Origin of the sequence: Rhodopirellula bahusiensis (assembly GCF_002727185.1) — a bacterium.
In the GTDB taxonomy this organism is placed as follows: Bacteria; Planctomycetota; Planctomycetia; order Pirellulales; family Pirellulaceae; genus Rhodopirellula; species Rhodopirellula bahusiensis.
In genome coordinates, this window is the sequence record NZ_NIZW01000014.1 from 84,648 (window position 1) to 102,496 (window position 17,849).

At 56.5% G+C, this 17,849-nt stretch carries 13 protein-coding genes; 3 read left to right on the top strand and 10 right to left on the bottom strand.

Annotated elements, in window-relative coordinates; genetic code table 11:
* Nucleotides 1–25: 25 nt before the first annotated feature.
* Nucleotides 26–169: a hypothetical protein gene (locus tag CEE69_RS32545; protein WP_158231045.1), complete on the bottom strand. Its 144-nt coding sequence runs from the start codon at nt 167–169 to the stop codon at nt 26–28.
* Nucleotides 170–246: 77 nt separating this feature from the next.
* On the opposite strand from CEE69_RS32545, the gene CEE69_RS18285 reads away from it, so the two are divergent.
* Nucleotides 247–3,159, top strand: coding sequence for an ABC transporter permease (locus tag CEE69_RS18285; RefSeq protein ID WP_099262060.1), 2,913 nt, complete (start codon nt 247–249; stop codon nt 3,157–3,159).
* A gap of 40 nt (nt 3,160–3,199) precedes the next feature.
* On the opposite strand, the gene CEE69_RS18290 is transcribed toward CEE69_RS18285, so the two are convergent.
* Nucleotides 3,200–4,612 carry a sigma-54-dependent transcriptional regulator gene (locus tag CEE69_RS18290; protein ID WP_099262061.1) on the bottom strand — a complete coding sequence of 471 codons (1,413 nt, stop codon included), beginning with the start codon at nt 4,610–4,612 and terminating at the stop codon, nt 3,200–3,202.
* Nucleotides 4,613–4,620: 8 nt separating this feature from the next.
* Nucleotides 4,621–6,042 carry a sensor histidine kinase gene (locus CEE69_RS18295; protein WP_233215368.1) on the bottom strand — a complete coding sequence of 474 codons (1,422 nt, stop codon included), beginning with the start codon at nt 6,040–6,042 and terminating at the stop codon, nt 4,621–4,623.
* A 224-nt stretch (nt 6,043–6,266) separates the two neighbouring features.
* Here CEE69_RS18295 and CEE69_RS18300 point away from each other — a divergent pair, with 224 nt between their 5' ends.
* Both CEE69_RS18300 and CEE69_RS18305 read left to right on the top strand, forming a co-directional pair.
* Entirely contained in the window at nt 6,267–7,286 is a 1,020-nt protein-coding gene (locus CEE69_RS18300) for a DUF1559 domain-containing protein (RefSeq protein ID WP_099262062.1), read from the top strand.
* Nucleotides 7,287–7,522: 236 nt separating this feature from the next.
* Nucleotides 7,523–8,422 (top strand): EF-hand domain-containing protein, encoded by a 900-nt coding sequence (locus CEE69_RS18305; protein ID WP_099262063.1) that lies wholly within the window; start codon nt 7,523–7,525, stop codon nt 8,420–8,422.
* Nucleotides 8,423–8,607: 185 nt separating this feature from the next.
* On the opposite strand, the gene ppk2 is transcribed toward CEE69_RS18305, so the two are convergent.
* The 7 genes from ppk2 to CEE69_RS18345 form a co-directional block, all read right to left on the bottom strand.
* Complete coding sequence (ppk2, locus tag CEE69_RS18310) at nt 8,608–9,519, bottom strand: polyphosphate kinase 2 (RefSeq protein ID WP_099262064.1); 912 nt, start codon at nt 9,517–9,519, stop codon at nt 8,608–8,610.
* A 4-nt stretch (nt 9,520–9,523) separates the two neighbouring features.
* Complete coding sequence (locus tag CEE69_RS18315; RefSeq protein ID WP_099262065.1) at nt 9,524–9,748, bottom strand: hypothetical protein; 225 nt, start codon at nt 9,746–9,748, stop codon at nt 9,524–9,526.
* A gap of 11 nt (nt 9,749–9,759) precedes the next feature.
* Entirely contained in the window at nt 9,760–10,944 is a 1,185-nt protein-coding gene (locus tag CEE69_RS18320) for a Na/Pi symporter (RefSeq protein ID WP_199169903.1), read from the bottom strand.
* Between the two features lie 326 nt (nt 10,945–11,270).
* Nucleotides 11,271–12,308, bottom strand: coding sequence for a nucleoside hydrolase (locus CEE69_RS18325; RefSeq protein WP_233215369.1), 1,038 nt, complete (start codon nt 12,306–12,308; stop codon nt 11,271–11,273).
* Between the two features lie 46 nt (nt 12,309–12,354).
* A complete protein-coding gene (locus CEE69_RS18330; RefSeq protein ID WP_099262066.1) occupies nt 12,355–12,999 on the bottom strand; it encodes a DUF3124 domain-containing protein in 645 nt (214 codons plus the stop codon).
* Nucleotides 13,000–13,095: 96 nt separating this feature from the next.
* Nucleotides 13,096–15,402, bottom strand: a complete 2,307-nt coding sequence (locus CEE69_RS18335; RefSeq protein ID WP_099262067.1) for a SulP family inorganic anion transporter — start codon at nt 15,400–15,402, stop codon at nt 13,096–13,098.
* 635 nt (nt 15,403–16,037) lie between these two features.
* On the bottom strand, nt 16,038–17,807 hold the full coding sequence (locus tag CEE69_RS18345; RefSeq protein WP_099262068.1) for a potassium/proton antiporter: 1,770 nt from the start codon (nt 17,805–17,807) through the stop codon (nt 16,038–16,040).
* Nucleotides 17,808–17,849 lie beyond the last annotated feature (42 nt).

Genomic DNA, 17,849 nt, shown 5'->3' on the forward strand with positions numbered 1-17,849 from the left:
CGCGGAAGTGGCACAATCGCTTGATTCAGTGGTGCAGATCAACCAAGCGAATGGACGTTCCGTTTGAGCTCAAGATGGCGACGGCGGAATCATCGCTGTCGGCGAAAATTTCACCGACATTCAGCGGCAAGACGTCTCGAGTGTTTGTGTTTCGCGATGGAAGCGGCATTGGTCCAGTGATTGCAATTGCGGGTTGCAACTGCCGGACCCTCGACCTCGATCTCCCACTCTGACTCTGCAACCTTCATGAACCCATTTCGCTTTTTGATCCAGTTCGTCGGCGCCCAAATGCGTTTGAATCCTGGACGTTCGGTCATCACCACCTTGGGGATCATCGCGTCGACTTGTGCTGTCGTTTGGGTTGTCAGCGGCTACGACGCACTGGTGTCTCAGTTTGATGAGGACAGTGAGAAGTACTTGGGACGCTACGATCTGCTGATCATGCCCAAGCCCGGTCCCCCCGGTACGGAGACACCACCCATTCAGGCTTCCTTGGTGGATGAGCTGAAGAGCGACGCGGGCGTGTTGGAGGTCAATCCTGTCAGCCAGTCTCGCGTCACTGTCAATCCGATCCGGACTGTTTCAGAGGATGAGAAGTCATCGCTGGATTTCGTCGTGGGAGCACGTCCGCCGGTGAACGGTGCACCGCCGCTGGATCCGACTTTGGTCAGCACGCCCGCGATCGAGCCGCCCTATGAATTGCTGGACGGTCGTTGGTTGAGCGAAGACGGCGAGGCAAAGGAGATCGTGATTGGTGAGTTGGTCGCGAAAGAAAAGAAGTTGTCGGTGGGCGATGATTTGAAGCTGATCTCGGTGGCCAATGAAGTGCAACTGAAGGTCGTCGGCATTGTCGAACAAGCCCCGCAGGCACCTTCGTTGACACCGCGAGGCCGCGGGGGACCGCCATCCGGCAAACGACCAGACAGACCGCAGCGTCCCCAACCGAAGGTAGATGAATCGCCGAGTGAAACGAATCAAACCGTGTTGGGAATGCCCAAGAATTTTTCACAGGGCATCGCCGCCAATGCGATTTATGTTCGCCCTGAACTGGCGGAGTGGATCAATGGATATGCCTCCAAACCTCAGGTATTGCAGATTGCGATTCGTGACACGGTCACGGTGCAGCAGTTTCGCGAAGTTTGGGAAGAACGACTGACCCGTGGTCGGCCCGCGATGTTGTTGGTTGACTTTGACACTGTGCGGGCGGGGATGGAGCAAACTCGAACCGTGTCGGGCCAGCAAGCTCAGGCGTGGGCGGCGACGGGCATGGCGACGCTGGCGGCGATCTTCATCATCTTCTCAACCCTCAGCATGGGCGTCAGTGAACGCACACGAGAATTCGCGATGTTGCGAGCGGTCGCGCTGACGCGAGGTCAGATCGCAACCATCGTTGCAATGGAAAGCCTGTTGCTCGCCCTGATTGGTTGGGGAGGCGGATTGTTGGCGGGTTACGCGATGTTGGCCGTGGGCAGTTGGTTGGTGCCAGGTTGGTTTGGCACGAGCGCGGTGTTGGGTTGGGGATGCATCGTGTTGTCTGGTGTGACGGTGTTGGTCGGTGCACTCGGGGCCGCGATTGTTCCGGCTTGGCGAGCGACTCGGATCGAGCCACTGGAAGCGATGACGTCCAAAATCTCCACACCCGGAATGCATTCCTGGGTGGTTTTCGGCGTCATCGGTGCCCTGCTCTCTGCTCTGACTCCCCTGCTCGTGTTTGCGATCCCCATGCCAGACGCATGGCGAGCCTGGGCGTATGGATTCCTGACTTACCCGACTTTGTTGGTGGGCATGATTTGTCTGGCACCCGCCATCGTCGTGTTTTGTGAAACAGTGATCGGCCCCTGGGTGACTCGCGCGTTGGGGTTGGACACTCGAATGATGAAGACGCAGTTGTCGACCAATTTGTGGCGGACTGTCGGGGCGACGTTGGCGTTGTCAATTGGCTTGGGTCTGTATGCCTCGACTCAAACCTGGGGATATTCCATGTTGAAGCCGTTCACCCCGGGGACATGGTTGCCCGATGCTTTGGTCGCGTTCCATCCGGTTGGATTGGATGACGAAGGGATCGACGATGTTCGAGATGTGTCGGGCGTTCGGGCGGATCGCGTGATGCCGCTGGCGGTTGAGCAGGCTCGTTTCGATTGGGGCGATGCCGAGCAACCTTCCCGTGTGCAGCGCGACAATGCGGTCTTGTTTGGGATCGATCCGGCGATGGCGTTCGCCGATGAGAATCCGTTTTTAACCTTTGGGTTTGTGGAGGGTGATCGAGTTTCTGCCATTGAAGCCTTGCAATCCGGTGGCTCGTGTTTGATCTCCGAAGACTTTCAAATGAGCACGGGATTGAGCGTCGGTGACGAGTTGAGCTTCACTCCGCCGACCGCCGAAAGTGAGCGAGTGACGTATCGAATCGCTGGTGTTGTGTCGCTGCCCGGTTGGCACTGGGTGACGAAGTTCTCGGGCGTGAGGCGACACTTTGTCCGGACTGCCACGGTGGTGTTCGCAGGTCGCGAAGACGTGCAGCGAGACTTTCATCTTCACCGGACGGAATTCGTTTGGATGGACTTCGAAGACGATGCGGACTTGTCGTCGATGGAAGCTGATTTGCAATCGATCGCCGAACAAAAGTCAGGTGAGACCTTTGTGGCAAGCGGTTTGGGAAGCGTGAAAGCCTACCGTCCGTTTGCTCGAATGACCGCCTCGGAAAATGTTCGCAAAGCAATCAAGATTCGGGCCGACGACATGATTTGGGGAATGAGCTATCTGCCATTGATCACGCTGGCAATCATGTCGTTGGCGATTGCCAACACGGTCATCGCGTCGGTGCGATCACGGACGTGGGAGTTTGGCATCATGCGTTCGATCGGTGTGACTCGCGGGCAGCTTGTGCGGTTGGTCGTTGCCGAAACGATCTTGATCGCGGTTGGTGCCTGCGTGCTGAGTCTGATCTTTGGATTGATCGCGGGCTGGTGCGGCGTCGGGATGGCTCAGTACGTCGGTTGGTTTGCCGGACCGCCGAACTTCATCGTTCCCTGGTCCCACCTGTCGATCGGATTCGCGATGACGATCGGGTTGTGTTTGCTAGCCGGTTTATGGCCCGTCGTGCGAATCGGTCGGGCCGAGCCACTGGGGTTGCTGCAAGCCGGACGTGGTGGTCAAGGGTGACGAGACACGTCGCTTTGTCGTTGCTTCGCGTCGTTTTCATTCACTGGTCGTCGATGCCGTAGGCCTTCATGCGATCGCGAAGGGTGCCGCGGTGGATGCCCAGCATTTCGGACGCCTTCGCTCGGTTGCCTCCGGTATGTTTGATCACGGTTCGCAGGAGTGTCGGTTCCGTGGCAGCCAGGAAATCACTGTGCAGCGTCACCGATTCGGGGTTGGCTTCGATCGCGTTCTCTGACCAGACTCGAATGGATTTTTCCATCGCGAGAACCGGTGAGGTCGTTTGTGTGTCGCGTCCGGGTTTGGGTTCGGGGAAATCATCGATCGTGAGTTTGCGACCTCGGGCAACCACGGCAGCGTGCCCCACCGCGTTCTTCAGTTCACGAATGTTGCCGTGCCAAGGTCGCGCATGCAGTTGCTCGAGCAGTTTGTCATCCACTGCGGAATCGATGTCGGCGTACTTCATCGCGCTAAGGAAGTGACGGCAAAGCGGACCGATGTCTTCCAAGCGATCTCGTAGCGGCGGAAGATGGATTTGCACTCCGGTCAGGCGATGGAACAAATCCTCGCGAAAAGCGTTGGTGGCAACGTCTTCGTGCAGGTCGCTGTTTGTCGCGGCGAGAATGCGAACGTTGGCGGTCCGTGGTTTGACGTCGCCAACACGGCAGTACTCGCCTTGTTCCAGCACCCGCAGCAGTTTGACTTGCGTGCCCAGCGGCAGGTCGCCAATTTCGTCGAGCAACACGGTTCCGCCTTCGGCGCGTTCGAACAATCCGGCGCGGTCGTCACTGGCCCCCGTGAAAGCTCCTTTGACGTGGCCAAACAGTTCGCTTTCGATCAAATCCGGATTCAGTGCGACTGGGGCGATGGGAATGTAAGGTCCATCGGCGCGGCGACTGTGTCGATGAATCGCGGCGGCGACCAGTTCTTTGCCGGTGCCCGTTTCACCGGTGATCAGCACTGACAGATCGCTGTCGGCGACCAAGGCGATTTGCCGGAAGACTTGTTGCATCGCCGGTGACGTGCCGACCAAGACCGACGGATCGACGTTCATTGGCTGAGTCGCGGTGGGAGCCGTTCGACGCGAAGATTTTTGGAGTGCCGTTCGGCAGGTGCGCAGAGCGTCTTCGAGTTTGAATGGTTTGGTCAGGTAGTCGGTTGCTCCGTTTTTGACTGCTGCGACAGCGGTTTCCAAGTCACCAAAGGCGGTGATGATGATGACCGGAGCGTTGTCAGTTGCTTCCAAAAACTTGGGCAACGCCGTGATGCCATCTTCTTTGGGGAGACGCACGTCCAGAATCACCATGGAAACATCGTTCTGCCCCGCTAGTCGCAACCCTTCTTCTGCGCTGGATCCCGTGATGACCTCGTGCCCTTCGCTGGTGAGCATCTTTTCCAGTGCCCAGCAAATGGATGGTTCGTCGTCGACAACGAGGATGGTGTGTGCTGTGGTCATTTCAAAAACTATGGTTCGTCCTGTTGATCTCGCGAGCCAAGCAATTGCGTGTCCAACTCGAAAATGGTTCGTTCGTTCTCACGTCGCCATCGCACCGACCCGCCCAAGTATTCGGCAGAACGTTGAACGACGGGGAGCCCCAATCCCATGCCCTCGGGCTTGGAGGTCACAAATGGTTCGAAGAGATTCCCAGCAACCTCATCCGGAACTCCGTCGCCATTGTCGGTCACGGTGACTCGAAGAAAATTCTCGTCCAGTTGTTTCAGCGAAACGTCGACTTCGTCACCCGCCTGAATGGCGTTGTGGATCAAGTTGGTCACGGCGGCGACCCACGTCGGGCCATCTTTGATTCGGCGTTGACGAAGGTCATCGTCCAAATCCCAACGCATGTTCACTCGCAAATGTTTCGCGATGGGAGAAAGGCTGGTGCGAACGTCGTCGAAACAGGTTTGCACATCGGTTGGTCGATCCTCATCTTGGCGACCGGAGGCGACCAGCAACAGCCGGCGGACATAATCTTCGGACAGTTCAATTTGATGGATTGCAACCCGGATGCCTTCGTCGTCGGTCGCTTGGCATTCTTGCGCATGCAGTTCGACAGCCATCCGAGCGCCCGTCAAACTGTTTCTCAATTGGTGAGCCATGCCGCCGGCGATTTGGTGCAAGAGCTTTTCGCTTTGCTGGCGGTTGATTTGATTCCAAAGTTGTTTGAGTTGGAGTGCCATGGAATCCACTGCACCGCCAAGGCGTCCAATTTCGTCGGGCACTTCTGCCTCGGGCATTTCATCGGAAACCGCCGAATCGAAGTCGCCATTGGCGACGGCTTCCACGCGTCGTTGCAGCTTGCTGATTCGACGAATCAATCGAGACGTCAGCCAAAACGTCAACGAACTGAGGGCGACGATCGTCGACAATCCCGTTGCCAGGGGAAGGATTGCGGCTTGGCGGCGGCTGGCGTTGAATTGCTCGTCCTCGAACAAAACCACGACGGCGGCGACTTGGTCTTGGCGGAGTTGACTGCCAATGGTTTGGAAAACGAAAACTCGAAAGCGAGCTTGGTCGTCGTTGGGAACGATTGACTCCGGTAGAGGACGCTGGTCCGCCAGATATTCGCGGAACGATGCTCGGGCGGTTTCGTCCAGGCTCAGGGTGGAGGACGTGACCTGGCCGCTCGCGTTCAGCCCGATCAGTTGAGTCCGGGTCAGATCCGCCAGCGATTCCAGGACCATCGAATTGAGCGGGAAGTTGGAATCCGACAGCGTGGATTCGATCGCTGAGAACCGTTGCTCGAGGTCCTTTATCGCCCGCTGGCTGCCCAGCCAATAGGAGGCGATCGCGACCAGCACCGCGGCCAACAACGCGGTGGCGATGATGGGCGTGAGCAGGCGAAGTCGCAGCGAACGGAGAGGAGGAGATGTCACGGGGCTCATTCTATCTGGATGTCCGCGCCGGAAATTTCGCCGCCGATGGCGAAAGACCCGCCGCGCCATTGGCCGAATTGAAGCATTCGGATCATCATGGTGATGTTTTCACACAAATTGCGTGGGTGGCACAGCGAGTGCAATGGTTTATTCGCGTCGCAACCAGATGACTTGCTTGCATTGCCCAATTGGGGGCCTCTGGAACGAGGTCCTCCTCACGAAGGAATCGCTTGATGAAAAATTGTTCTGCCGCCCGCTCCGCTTTCACTTTGGTCGAACTGTTGGTGGTCATCGCCATCATCGGTGTCTTGGTTGGGCTGCTGCTGCCCGCCGTGCAATCCGCTCGAGAAGCGGCTCGTCGGATGCAGTGCAGCAACAATCTGAAGCAGATCGCGTTGTCCGTCCACAACTACCAAAGTGCCTACAAAAAGTTCCCACCCTCTGCACTCGTTGATTTGAGCGTGACCTCCACCGGCAACAACGGGTCTTGGGGAGTTCACGGCCGGATCTTGCCTTTTCTAGAACAAGGCAATGTGTACGAGAACATTGATCTGTCGTTGGCTTGGGACAACCAAGTTGCGATCGACGGTCTGAAGATTCCGACCTACGCCTGCCCGAGTGATCCGGGAACGGACCAAGAGCGAACGTTCAGCGACGGACGGCCCACGCTGTATCCAACCACTTACGGTTTCAACTTTGGTCGTTGGTTTGTGTTCGACCCCGCGACCCAAAAAGCTGGCGATGGAATGTTCGCTCCCAACCAGTTCTACAGTTTTCGGGATTGCTTGGACGGAAGCAGTCACACGTTGCTGACCGGCGAAGTGAAAGCTTGGACGCCCTACCAACGCAACGGTGGCCCGTCAGACACGGCGATCCCAGCCAATCAAAATCAGGCCGAGTTGATCGTCGCCAGCGGTGCTCAGTTCAAGAACACGGGCCACACCGAATGGCCGGATGGTCGCTGCCACCACACGGGATTCACCGTGACGTTACCGCCCAACAGTGACGTGGAATTCGAGACGGGTGGGCAACTGTACGAACAGATGGATTTTAGTTCATGGCAAGAAGGAAAAGACGGTCAAAGCGGTAACCCGACCTACGCCATGATCACGTCCCGCAGTCACCACGTTGGATTGGTGCAAGTCGCGAGGGTCGATGGGAGTGTGGCTTCGGTCACGGAGTCGGTGGATCTTTCGATATGGCACGCACTCGGAACGCGAGCCGGTCGCGAGGTCATTCAGGGCGAATACTGATTTTGTGTTGAGACGCACCGCGGATGAGGTCGGCTTTTGGGGAAGTACGTTGCCCCTGAATGTGATTCCTCGTCCCGCGGCGGTGGTGAGCGAAGACCCGAAAAAGTTTCTCGTCGCAAAAAAGGAAATATGTTTGGCGGTTGTTGGGATGAGTCGCAACTGACTCATTAGCAGCATGTGATCAAGGGTTTGATCGCGGGCTTGCAATCATTCCCACACCACTGGAGGCCTCCGCGATGAAGGCACTGACTCAATTTTCGTTCGTTGTACTGACTGTTGCTGGCATGTGTTCCGCGGTGGCTCAGCCGCCTGAACGCGGAGACCGCGAAGGACGGGGCGGCCGGCCTGGAGCCGATCGTGGCCAACGTTCGCCCGTCGAGCGTTTGATGCGTTTGGACAAGGACGAAGACGGCAAGCTGACCGAAGAAGAAGTGGGCGATTCCCGGCTCAAATCGTTGATCACCCGAGCGGACAAAGACAAAGACGGCGTCGTGACTCGTGAAGAGCTCGAAGCGATGGTCGGAAGCCGCGAACTTGGCGATGGCGCACGCGGTCCTCGCGGCAACGGTGACCGCGGTCCACGTGGCGACGGCGATCGTGGCCCACGCGGTGAAGGTGATCGAGGTCCTCGCGGTGAAGGTCGCGGGCCCGAAGATGGTGCTCGACGCGGCCCGCGAGATGGTGATGGTGACCGTGGTCCCCGTGCTGATGGCGACCGTGGTCCTCGAGGCGAAGAAGGCCGTGGACCTCATGGCGAAGGTGACCGCGGACGCGGCCCTGGACCAGGTTTCGGTGGACCACCACGCGATGGCGACATGCAAGGTCGTCGTGGTCCCGGCGGGCCTCCACAAGTGGGCCAGGTATTGCCAGCGTTCGTGCAAGAGCACATGAGTCTGAGCGACGAACAACGCGAAGCGATTGCAAAGCTGCAGGCCAAGGTGGATGCGGAGCTCAAAGAGATCTTGAGCGAAGAGCAGCTGCAAGCGATGCGTCGTGGTCCTGGCCAGGGACCTCACTCGGCCGAAGGACACGAGCATCATCACGGCGATCATTCGGAAGGTGCTGATCGCCCCTCGCGTCCAGATCGCCCAGAAGGCGGTGACCGCCCCGAACGTGCTGATCGGCCCGAACGCTAGTCGTCGCAGGATTCACGAACGGCAAGGTCTGCTAACCAAGCAGACTGCCCAAGCAAGCAGACGACACAGCCAATAAGCTCGCATTGCTCGGGTCGATTTCTTCGGAATTCGATCCGAGCTTTTTTTGTGAATCGACTGCATCAAAACCGATACACAAACGGTTCAACATCCGAGGCGGTCCCGATTCAGTAGACCATTGGGACGAAGACTTCTTGAGGGAGCTCATTGCGTTTGTACTCATCGCTGTGCAGGCGATCCGGCAACTCCACCGTATCCTGCGGGACTTCGCCGTAAGGGATTTGCGAGAGCAAGTGATGGATGCAATTCAGTCGTGCTCTTTTCTTGTCGTTGCCTTCGACAACCCACCAAGGTGCCTCGGGAATGTGTGAACGTTCCAGCATGATTTCCTTGGCTTTGGTGTATTGCTCCCATCGTCGACGAGATTCCAAATCCATGGGACTGAGTTTCCATTGCTTCAACGGGTCGTTGATACGGCATTGAAACCGAAACTCTTGTTCGTCATCCGTGATGGAGAACCAATACTTCAGCAGGATTGTTCCCGAGTCAACGATCATCCGTTCAAAGTCGGGGACGGTTCGAAAGAATTGTTCGTATTCCTGATCGGTGCAAAATCCCATCACACGCTCGACCCCGGCGCGGTTGTACCAACTGCGGTCAAACAGCACGATCTCTCCGCCGGCAGGAAGGTGCGGTGTGTAGCGTTGGAAATACCACTGCGTCTTTTCGCGTTCGTTGGGTGCCGGCAATGCGACAACGCGGCAAACACGTGGATTCAGTCGCTGGGTAATGCGTTTGATCGCACCGCCCTTGCCCGCGGCATCGCGACCTTCAAACAACACCGCGACTTTGACACGATTCGCGACCACCCATTCTTGAAGCTTCACCAGTTCCAGCTGCAGTTTCAGCAAACTGGCAAAGTACTCTTTGCGGCCAATCTTGCCGCCGTCATCAGTGGTGCGTTTCGCGGAACGTTCCATCAACGCATCGCCGATCTCGGCTTCGATTTCTTCGTCGATGGAATCCAGGATGTCGTCGCGGATTCGGTCGTAGTCAGTGGGAAGGTTGTTGTCTGACACGGTGCTATTTTTCCTTGCGGTATTCTTCGACTAGGAACGCCAAGAATTCGCGAATCGATCGCAACGAGAACTCGGCACTCTTCATGTGGTTTTCCAGACCCTCAATTTGGATCTCTTGCTCGGCCTCTTCGCGGCGCTGCATCTCCGCTTTCAACTGACTCAACGTCGATTCAGTGTCCTCGATCAGGTTGCGGACCGTTTGCGTCGAATAGTGTTTGAATTCACTCACAGAGATGCCTTCTAAAGAATGCTGGAGATGCCCAGGCACAGCCCGGGGATGAGAAAGAACACGCCGACGATGTAAGCCAACGCGATCAGTTTGTTCTCGGACGCGGTCGCACCCAACCATTCAGCAGCACGCACTGGTGTGTATCGAAGGAACGGAATTCCGTAGATCACCAGGACCCCGAGCACGTTGTAGGTCAGGTGAATGAAGGCGATTTGCAAGGCCGCGGCTTGGTTGCCATCGACCGCCGTCGCGGCGAGCAACGCGGTGATGCATGTTCCAATGTTGGCACCCAAAGTGAAAGGATAGATCTGTTTCAAGCCAAACGCCCCCGATCCAGCCAACGGCACCATCAGCGAGGTGGTCGTTGACGATGACTGAACCAAAATTGTCACAAACGTGCCCGATGCGATTCCGGAGAGAGGACCCTTGCCGATCGCTGCGTGCATGATGTCTTTGGCTCGCCCTACCATCAGATGTTTCAGCAATTTGCCCACGTAGTGAATGGTGAAGAAAATGATCACGATGCCGACCACGATCAGGATCAATCCACCCAATCCAGCCGACAGGCTTTCCACCGAATGCTTGGCACCGTCCACGATCGGAGCCGTGGAAGCTTTGACAAAGTTCAATCCTTTCATCGAAGCGTTTTCGACAACGAAGAGACTCGCGAGGGCGCTGCCCATCCGCTCGAGTATCCCGAACATCATTTCCAGCGGCAGAAAGATCACCACCGACAACAGGTTGAAGAAGTCATGCACCGTCGCAGCGGCAAACGCGCGGGCAAATTCTTTCTTCTCGCGGACGTGACCGAGTGACACGATCGTGTTGGTGATCGAGGTGCCAATGTTGGCGCCCATGACCATTGGGACTGCTACGGACACCGGCAAACCGCCGGCAACCAGTCCGACGATGATGGACGTTACGGTCGAAGAGGATTGAATCAAGGCGGTGGCGACGGTTCCGACGACCAAACCCGCGAATGGATTGGTCGCGAACGAGAACATTTCCTTGGCTTCGTCACCCGTCGCGGTCTTGAAACCAGATCCGATCAGTCCCACCGCGCAGATGAGGAAGTAGACCAACACGGCGACCGCGATCCATTGCAGAACCGGTTTTCGGCTACTTGCAGAGGCCATCTCTTCTGACACCGCCTCTTCTAAGACGGCGTCCGCAACGCTTTCGCTGGCTGGATTCATGGGAAGACCGTGGTTGGAGAGCGAAAGCTCGGTGGATGAGAGCCCGTTCGGTTTGGAAACAGTCTCGGAGCAAGACGATTGCCATTGGCTGGATAGGTTATGAGAACCTCATTGAAATCAATCAACCGTCACTCGCAATGGTGTCGGAAATGACGCGAATCGCTGGCGAGAGCGGACAAGCCTGCTTTTTGCGGGTGTTTATGAAGCTGCTCCGATCTGAGGTATCAAACTCAGAACAGAAGTTCATCGAAACTTCACGAGCCAGCCCAGGTCAGGATCGAGCGACCGTCCCGACACCGCTCGAGTTCCTGTTCCCAAATCTCGCGTTATTCGACGGAGACGGCGTCGCCCGCCGATTTTCGCGGTGGGGCGACCATCAGGTCCTCGATCTCTCGAGCCAGTTGTTTGGGTGGGCTCGCGATTTTGACGTAGGCGTGTTTCGCGGACTTTGTGCGAGGCGGATCCTGTGACCAAGATGTGATTCCCGCTTCGTCAACGTCGACTCGGCCGTCATTCTGGACCTGCCAGATTTTCGGTTGTGCACCACGAACCGCAAACAACGCCGCCGCTTGGTCGTAGCTTGGTTTTCCATTGTCAATCGACATCTTGTTGCCCGGCATCGGACGCAACTCATACGCACGACGGACTGGATTGTCGTTGGAAGTCGCTTTGAGTCCTGCGCCGGTCACCAATTGCTTGCCGACTTCGAAGCCATGCCAAACGATCTCGCCGGGCCAATGATCGGCCACGCTTCGAGCGGCTTCGATGTGAGTCGCAATGTTGGTTTCGGGGCGGTTGGATTTCGGGAAGTGGCCGCCCATCACAACCAAGCGTTGAACCTTCGTGCGCACCAATTCAGGTTCGGTTCGGATCAGCTCCGCAAGATTCGAAAAGGCACCCACGCTGCAAATCGTGACGCTTTGGTCAGCTTCCTTCTTCAGCGCGTTTCGGAGTACCTCGATCGCATCGAGGGCTTCTGAATCCGCCGGTGCATCGTTGTCAAATTCGTCTCGCAGCGCGATCGTGTAGGGACTGGCACGCTGCAATGCAGTCGGCCCGGTCTTGTCCGTTCCAATCGGGATGTCGCCACGACCGTAGTAGGTGTTGATCGCATCGACGGCAGCGGCAGATGCATCGGTGAGGTCGCGGCGATTCGTAACCACCGCCAGGATTTCGCATTCGCCTCGATCGGCCAACGCATGCAAAAGAGCGAGAGCACCCGCGTCGTCGCAATCCCCCGACATGTCCGTGTCCAGGATCAGCTTCACCGGCTCGCAACTTGCCGGAGGCTGGCCGACCTGAGCCATCACCCTGGAGGGAACATATGTGATCGTCAAAAGGCAAACGAATAGGTAGCGAAGCATCGCGAACTTCATGAGGGAATCTTGGGTGGGTTAGTCTCGATGCTTCTTAATTGGCCGAAGGTTCTTCGCCTTCAGGATCAGAAGACGATTCCGAGGCCGGCAACGTTTCGCGAATCGGGACGGCTGAGGCGGTGAACGAGATGCCTTGCGTGTTGCTCGTGTCGACCATCACCGTTTCGACAATCGGTTGATTGACTTCGGTACCAGCCTGCCATTCGACGATGAAGCTGGCTCCACTGCCGCCGAATTTGTCGTCCCTTTGAATCACGAACTCAGTGGCGGCGAGAGGGGCGAGTTGCAACGGTTTCTGAAGTAACGAACGCAGCTCTTTTCCACTCGTGTCGAAGTACCGAACTGATGTGACGACGATCTCGTTGTCCATGTCCGTATTGCGGACGTTCAGCGTGACCGTCAGCAAATACGGTTCGCCCTTTTGATGATAAACGTGCGAATACGCGGGGACGTACAAACGTTGTCCCGTGACAGGATGCCACGGCATCTTGTCCAGTTCCTGCCGAGCTTCGTCGCGAACGCTGGGGGCGCGGTTGGGCAAGCTTTCTTCGATCGATCGAAATCGAAATTCGATGAAAACGACCAGCAACACAATCGGAACAATCACGAACAGAAACGTCAGCAGCTTGAGATGCCGCGAAATCTGTTCCGCACGTTCTTCACTGAAGGGAGTCGGCATGGGTGGGCAAGTGGGTTGGATGAATGGGCGTGAACGGTGCGTTCACGCCCAGAATCTTCGGACGAATCGGTCGTCTGACGACGCTCGCCCGAGACGTTACCCAGCCACTTCCGCCGGTTGATCCGGCGATGAATCAGGAATGGCACCCGAAACGCTGTCCCCGAGGAACTTCGTGTGGCCAGACTTCACATCATACAACGCGCCGATCACCTTCACACGACCCGCTTCCACGGCTTCGCGGATGATTCGGCTTCGTTTGACGATCTCATCGACCGTGTGCATCACGTTGTCTTCAGCCACTTTGTCGACGTACTGTTCCATCGCTTCTTCGCTCAAGTTTTCAATTGCTCGAGTGACATCGCTTGGAATGCAAGGTGCAATTTCGTCAACGATCGGTTGCAAGTGTTGGCAACCGGTCGCGGCTTCTGCCCCTTGATTCGCCGCAACCAAATTGACGGATGAGGTGACCGCTCCACATCGGGTGTGACCCAAAACGGCAACCAACTTCACCCCAGCAACACCGACGGCGTATTCGAGGCTGCCCAAGGACTTCGTGCCAACGATGTTGCCCGCTACGCGAACGCTGAAAATATCGCCGACGCCGAGGTCAAACACCAACTCGGTTGGCACCCGCGAATCGATGCAGCTCAGGATCGCGGCCAGCGGATTTTGTCCCGCTGCGGTCGCGTTGACCTGCTGCCCCAGGTCACGGTTCAAACGCGTGCCGCTGGTGAAACGCTGGTTCCCATCGTGCAGGATCTTGATGACCTGATCCGACGTGACCTTCTCTTGCAATTCGCGTGAAGTGAAGTCTGCGAATTGCTTGGCGTCGCTGAGTTGGTACTTTTGGCGAAAGCCCTTGAGATTGACGGAGATGTTCCGGGCAGGAGCGATGTTCTGCTTGTAGTCCCGAATCAAACTCAAAACATCAGGGTCGATGTAGTCCGAACCAGACGCGTCAATCACCAACTTGCCACCCGATTGAGCTTCGTTGAGCACGCGGTCCAAAGCAGCTCGGTTGAGGAAGCTGACTTGGTTGGAAAGTTCGATGTGAGTGACATCACCGTCAACTTGAGTTTCCACGATCCGGCGAATCGGTCGACGCAGATTGCTGTTGAGGATGAACAGAACGCTGATTGCCAAGCCGATCAGAATCCCGATCAGCAAGTCCGTCACGACAATCGCGATGACGGTGATGATGAACGGCGTGAATTGATAGCGGCCTTCTTTCCACATCTGCTTGAAGATCTTCGGGCTGGCAAGTTTGAACCCGGTGACAAGCAGGATGGCAGCCAGAGCCGACAAAGGAATTTTGTTCATCAAAGTCGGTAAGAATGCAACGCTGATCAGCAGCAATGCACCGTGGAAGATCGCCGACATCTTGGTTTTCGAACCGGAGGCGACGTTGACCGAACCACGAACGACGACCGATGTGACGGGAAGTCCACCAATCAAACCGCAGACCATGTTGCCGCAACCTTGTGCGATCAATTCGCGACTGGGTGGTGAGTTTCGTTTGGCTTTGTCGAGCTTGTCGACGGCTTCCAAGTTCAGAAGCGTTTCCAAGGACGCGACGACAGCAATCGTGACCGCGGCAATGTAAATCGCTGGATCAAACGTGCGGCTGAAGTCGGGCAAACGAAGGAAACCGAAGAACTCCGAGAAGCTTTGTGCGATGGGGATCTGAACCAAGTGAGATCCGCTGACCAACCAGTCCTGACCCATGTTGGTGAAGCCCAGGTTCAGCAACACGCCGCCGACCACCACGATCAAAGGCGCGGGAACCAAGGAATTCTTTAGTGCGGGGATGCGTTCCCAGACAAGCAGGATGGCAATCGACAGCAGTCCGATCACCATCGCTCCGGTGTGGATCTCCCCGGCGAAAATGGTCAGCAACTCGGAGAACGTGTTTTCCTGGTCGGGCTGAATGAATGACATCTCACCCTCAGGGTCGGTGTCGTGGCCAAAGATGTGAGGGATCTGTTTCAGGATCAGGATCACACCGATCGCGACCAACAACCCTTTGATCACGCTGGATGGGAAGAAGGCGGACAGAGCACCGCCTCGAGCGATCCCGAAAACGATCTGGATGACACCCGCAATCAGCACGGCCAACAAGAAAGCTTCGAAAGAACCAAGGGTCGCGATTTGCGCCGCGACGATCGCGGTCAAACCTGCGGCGGGACCACTGACACTGGTGTGCGATCCACTGATCGCGGCGACCACCAGGCCGCCGACGATTCCGGCGAGCAACCCGGAAAAGAGATCGGCACCGGATGCCAGCGCGATGCCCAAGCAAAGAGGTAACGCGACGAGGAAGACAACCAAACCCGAAATGAGGTCTTGTAAGATTGTACTGGGAGAGAAAATGCTGGTCGGTGTTTGAGCTTCGGAAGTCGACATAAAGGTATCCTTGGCAGAACGAAGACGTCGTTGTGCAAGCGGAAACGGCGAATCAAAACGGTCGAACTCTCGTGCAGCAATCTGCGCAGCGACTGAACTATCAGTTCGTGCGGCACACCATCTTTGAAAGCAGAATTGCAATCATGATGTCGATTTGCCACGGAAACCTATTTTCCAATGGCGAATGCTTCGCGGGAATTCAATGACGAAACGGGTGGACGGACCGGTGGCCTAGCACCGCATCGGTGCGAGCAATCCGTTTGCGATTCGATGACCGTTTGCGACTGAAAGAATTGGGCGAGTTTGAAGAACCAACGTTCGGTCCAACTTGATTTCGCGATGAAGAACAAAACCGCCCTGTGTCGAGCGAGTCTGTTGGACACGTCGATGTGCGGAGCAAGGAACGCGTTCTTCAATTTCTTCCGCTTCGGTTTGTCGACTGTTTCCCAGCAGCGAGCGGGAAACGGTGGTTGATATCCCCAACGTCGGAAATGCAAGCAAAAACAACATGATGAATGACATCATGCGGCTGCTGCGACCAACATCAAAAAGGCTTGGGGATGTGTTCAAAACAACAGTTTTGACAGATGAGAATGGAAAGCTTGGGCGAGCCAAAGGACTCTCACGTGGAGGGCTTATTCTAATGGCAAGCTGGTTGCCGACAAGGACGAATCAGGGGTCTGTGCCGGTTCCGCAAGGATCGACATCCCTACGTACAGAACAGTTCCATCGGACGATATTTCCCGTAAATGAAGCGCAATTTGATCGATTTGGACCACAGCACCGATCTTCATCTGGTCTTCGCCCAAATGTTGCCGGACCAAATTGTCCAGCGTCAGGTCGCCATCATCGGCCAGTTTGAGCTCGTAAAACTGCTCTAAATCACGGACTTTGATCGAGCCCCGCAGCGGAAACTCAAGCTCTTGAGGCAGCTCTTCCGCATGAGGTCGAGTGGGGGCGAAAACTCGGTCGACCATCGATCGAATGCTCGGTCGCAACACCACGACCACATGATCGCCCTGCAGCAACTGCGATCGCCCCTGCGGCAACACCGTTTGTTCATCACGAACGATCAGTGCGATGACGACTCCATCGGGTAACGCCAAATCCTTGATCATGCACCCGGATGCTCGAGAATCTTGGTCAATGTAGTAGTCGACAATGTCGCCATCGACGTTTTGCAGCGAACTGATCTCCAGAGTCACTGGCGTGGTTTGGTTCTTTGGCACTTCGAGTTTTAAGAATCGTGCCACCGCCGGTAGCGTCCATCCTTGCACGAGTGCAGAGATCACGACGACAAAGAAGACGGTGTCGAAGATGATCGAGGCGGCCGGAAGTCCCGCCATCATTGGGAACGTGGCCAACGTGATCGGCACAGCTCCTTTCAGACCCACCCACGACAAAAACGTCAATTCACGAGTCGTGTACCGAAACGGAATCCCACACAAGAACACAGCGATCGGGCGTGCAACAAAGATCAACACCGATGCGATTAGGATTGCTGGAACGGCGACGTCCCACAGTCGACTGGGAAATGAAAGGATGCCCAGGGCCGTGAACATCAGGATTTGGCACATCCACGCGAGAGCATCGTGGAAGAGCACAATGCCTCGATGAAAAACGGGACGTCGATTGCCAATCACGACTCCGGTCAAATAGACGGCCAAAAACCCGCTGCCGCCCAACTCGGACGCCATCCCAAACGAAAACAGTCCCAGCGCGGTGGCCATCACGGGATACAAGCCGGCCGCTTCCAAACGTATGTGCTGCAACACCCAAGCACCGGCCCAGCCGACCGCCATGCCCATGGCGGTGCCCACGACGGCTTGGTTGAGGAACAACGTGACCAACCCAAAGCCAAAGGGCGTTTGGCCGGTCAATACTTCGATCAAACCGACGGTCAGGAAAATCGCCATCGGGTCGTTGGAGCCGCTTTCGACTTCCAGCGCGTTGGCCAACCGGGGGCGAATGTGAACGCCGCCGCCGCGCAGCACAGAAAACACAACCGAAGCATCGGTTGATCCCACGATGCTGCCCAGCAGCAATCCTTGCATCCATGACAGCCCCAGGATCCAGGAAGCTGCTAACCCGGTGATCACGGCGGTCACGATGACGCCCACGGTCGCTAACAACGATGCCGGTTTCCATGCCGATTGAAATGCGGCGTATGGTGTGCCGATCCCGCCGTTGAACAGGATCAAACACAAGGCTGTGGTCGCGAAACCATGTGCGAGCGTGTAGTTCTCAAACTCGATCCCGCCAATGCCCTCGGACCCGGCTAGCATCCCGATGGCCAAGAAGACCACCAATACGGGAACGCCCATTCGAGCCGAAAACTTGTTCGACGCGATTCCTAGTAACAGCAAACTCCCGGCGATCAGGATGAGAGTTTCGATGCTGAACATGGCTGGATTTCACTTCGATGAAGGGCAGACGCTTGGAGGAGA

Excerpts from the sequence above, each read along its gene's own strand:
- CEE69_RS32545 (WP_158231045.1), bottom strand. The coding sequence starts at position 169 with ATGCCGCTTCCATCGCGAAACACAAACACTCGAGACGTCTTGCCGCTG.
- CEE69_RS18285 (WP_099262060.1), top strand. The coding sequence starts at position 247 with ATGAACCCATTTCGCTTTTTGATCCAGTTCGTCGGCGCCCAAATGCGT.
- CEE69_RS18290 (WP_099262061.1), bottom strand. The coding sequence starts at position 4,612 with ATGACCACAGCACACACCATCCTCGTTGTCGACGACGAACCATCCATT.
- CEE69_RS18295 (WP_233215368.1), bottom strand. The coding sequence starts at position 6,042 with ATGAGCCCCGTGACATCTCCTCCTCTCCGTTCGCTGCGACTTCGCCTG.
- CEE69_RS18300 (WP_099262062.1), top strand. The coding sequence starts at position 6,267 with ATGAAAAATTGTTCTGCCGCCCGCTCCGCTTTCACTTTGGTCGAACTG.
- CEE69_RS18305 (WP_099262063.1), top strand. The coding sequence starts at position 7,523 with ATGAAGGCACTGACTCAATTTTCGTTCGTTGTACTGACTGTTGCTGGC.
- CEE69_RS18320 (WP_199169903.1), bottom strand. The coding sequence starts at position 10,944 with ATGAATCCAGCCAGCGAAAGCGTTGCGGACGCCGTCTTAGAAGAGGCG.
- CEE69_RS18325 (WP_233215369.1), bottom strand. The coding sequence starts at position 12,308 with ATGCTTCGCTACCTATTCGTTTGCCTTTTGACGATCACATATGTTCCC.
- CEE69_RS18330 (WP_099262066.1), bottom strand. The coding sequence starts at position 12,999 with ATGCCGACTCCCTTCAGTGAAGAACGTGCGGAACAGATTTCGCGGCAT.
- CEE69_RS18335 (WP_099262067.1), bottom strand. The coding sequence starts at position 15,402 with ATGTCGACTTCCGAAGCTCAAACACCGACCAGCATTTTCTCTCCCAGT.
- CEE69_RS18345 (WP_099262068.1), bottom strand. The coding sequence starts at position 17,807 with ATGTTCAGCATCGAAACTCTCATCCTGATCGCCGGGAGTTTGCTGTTA.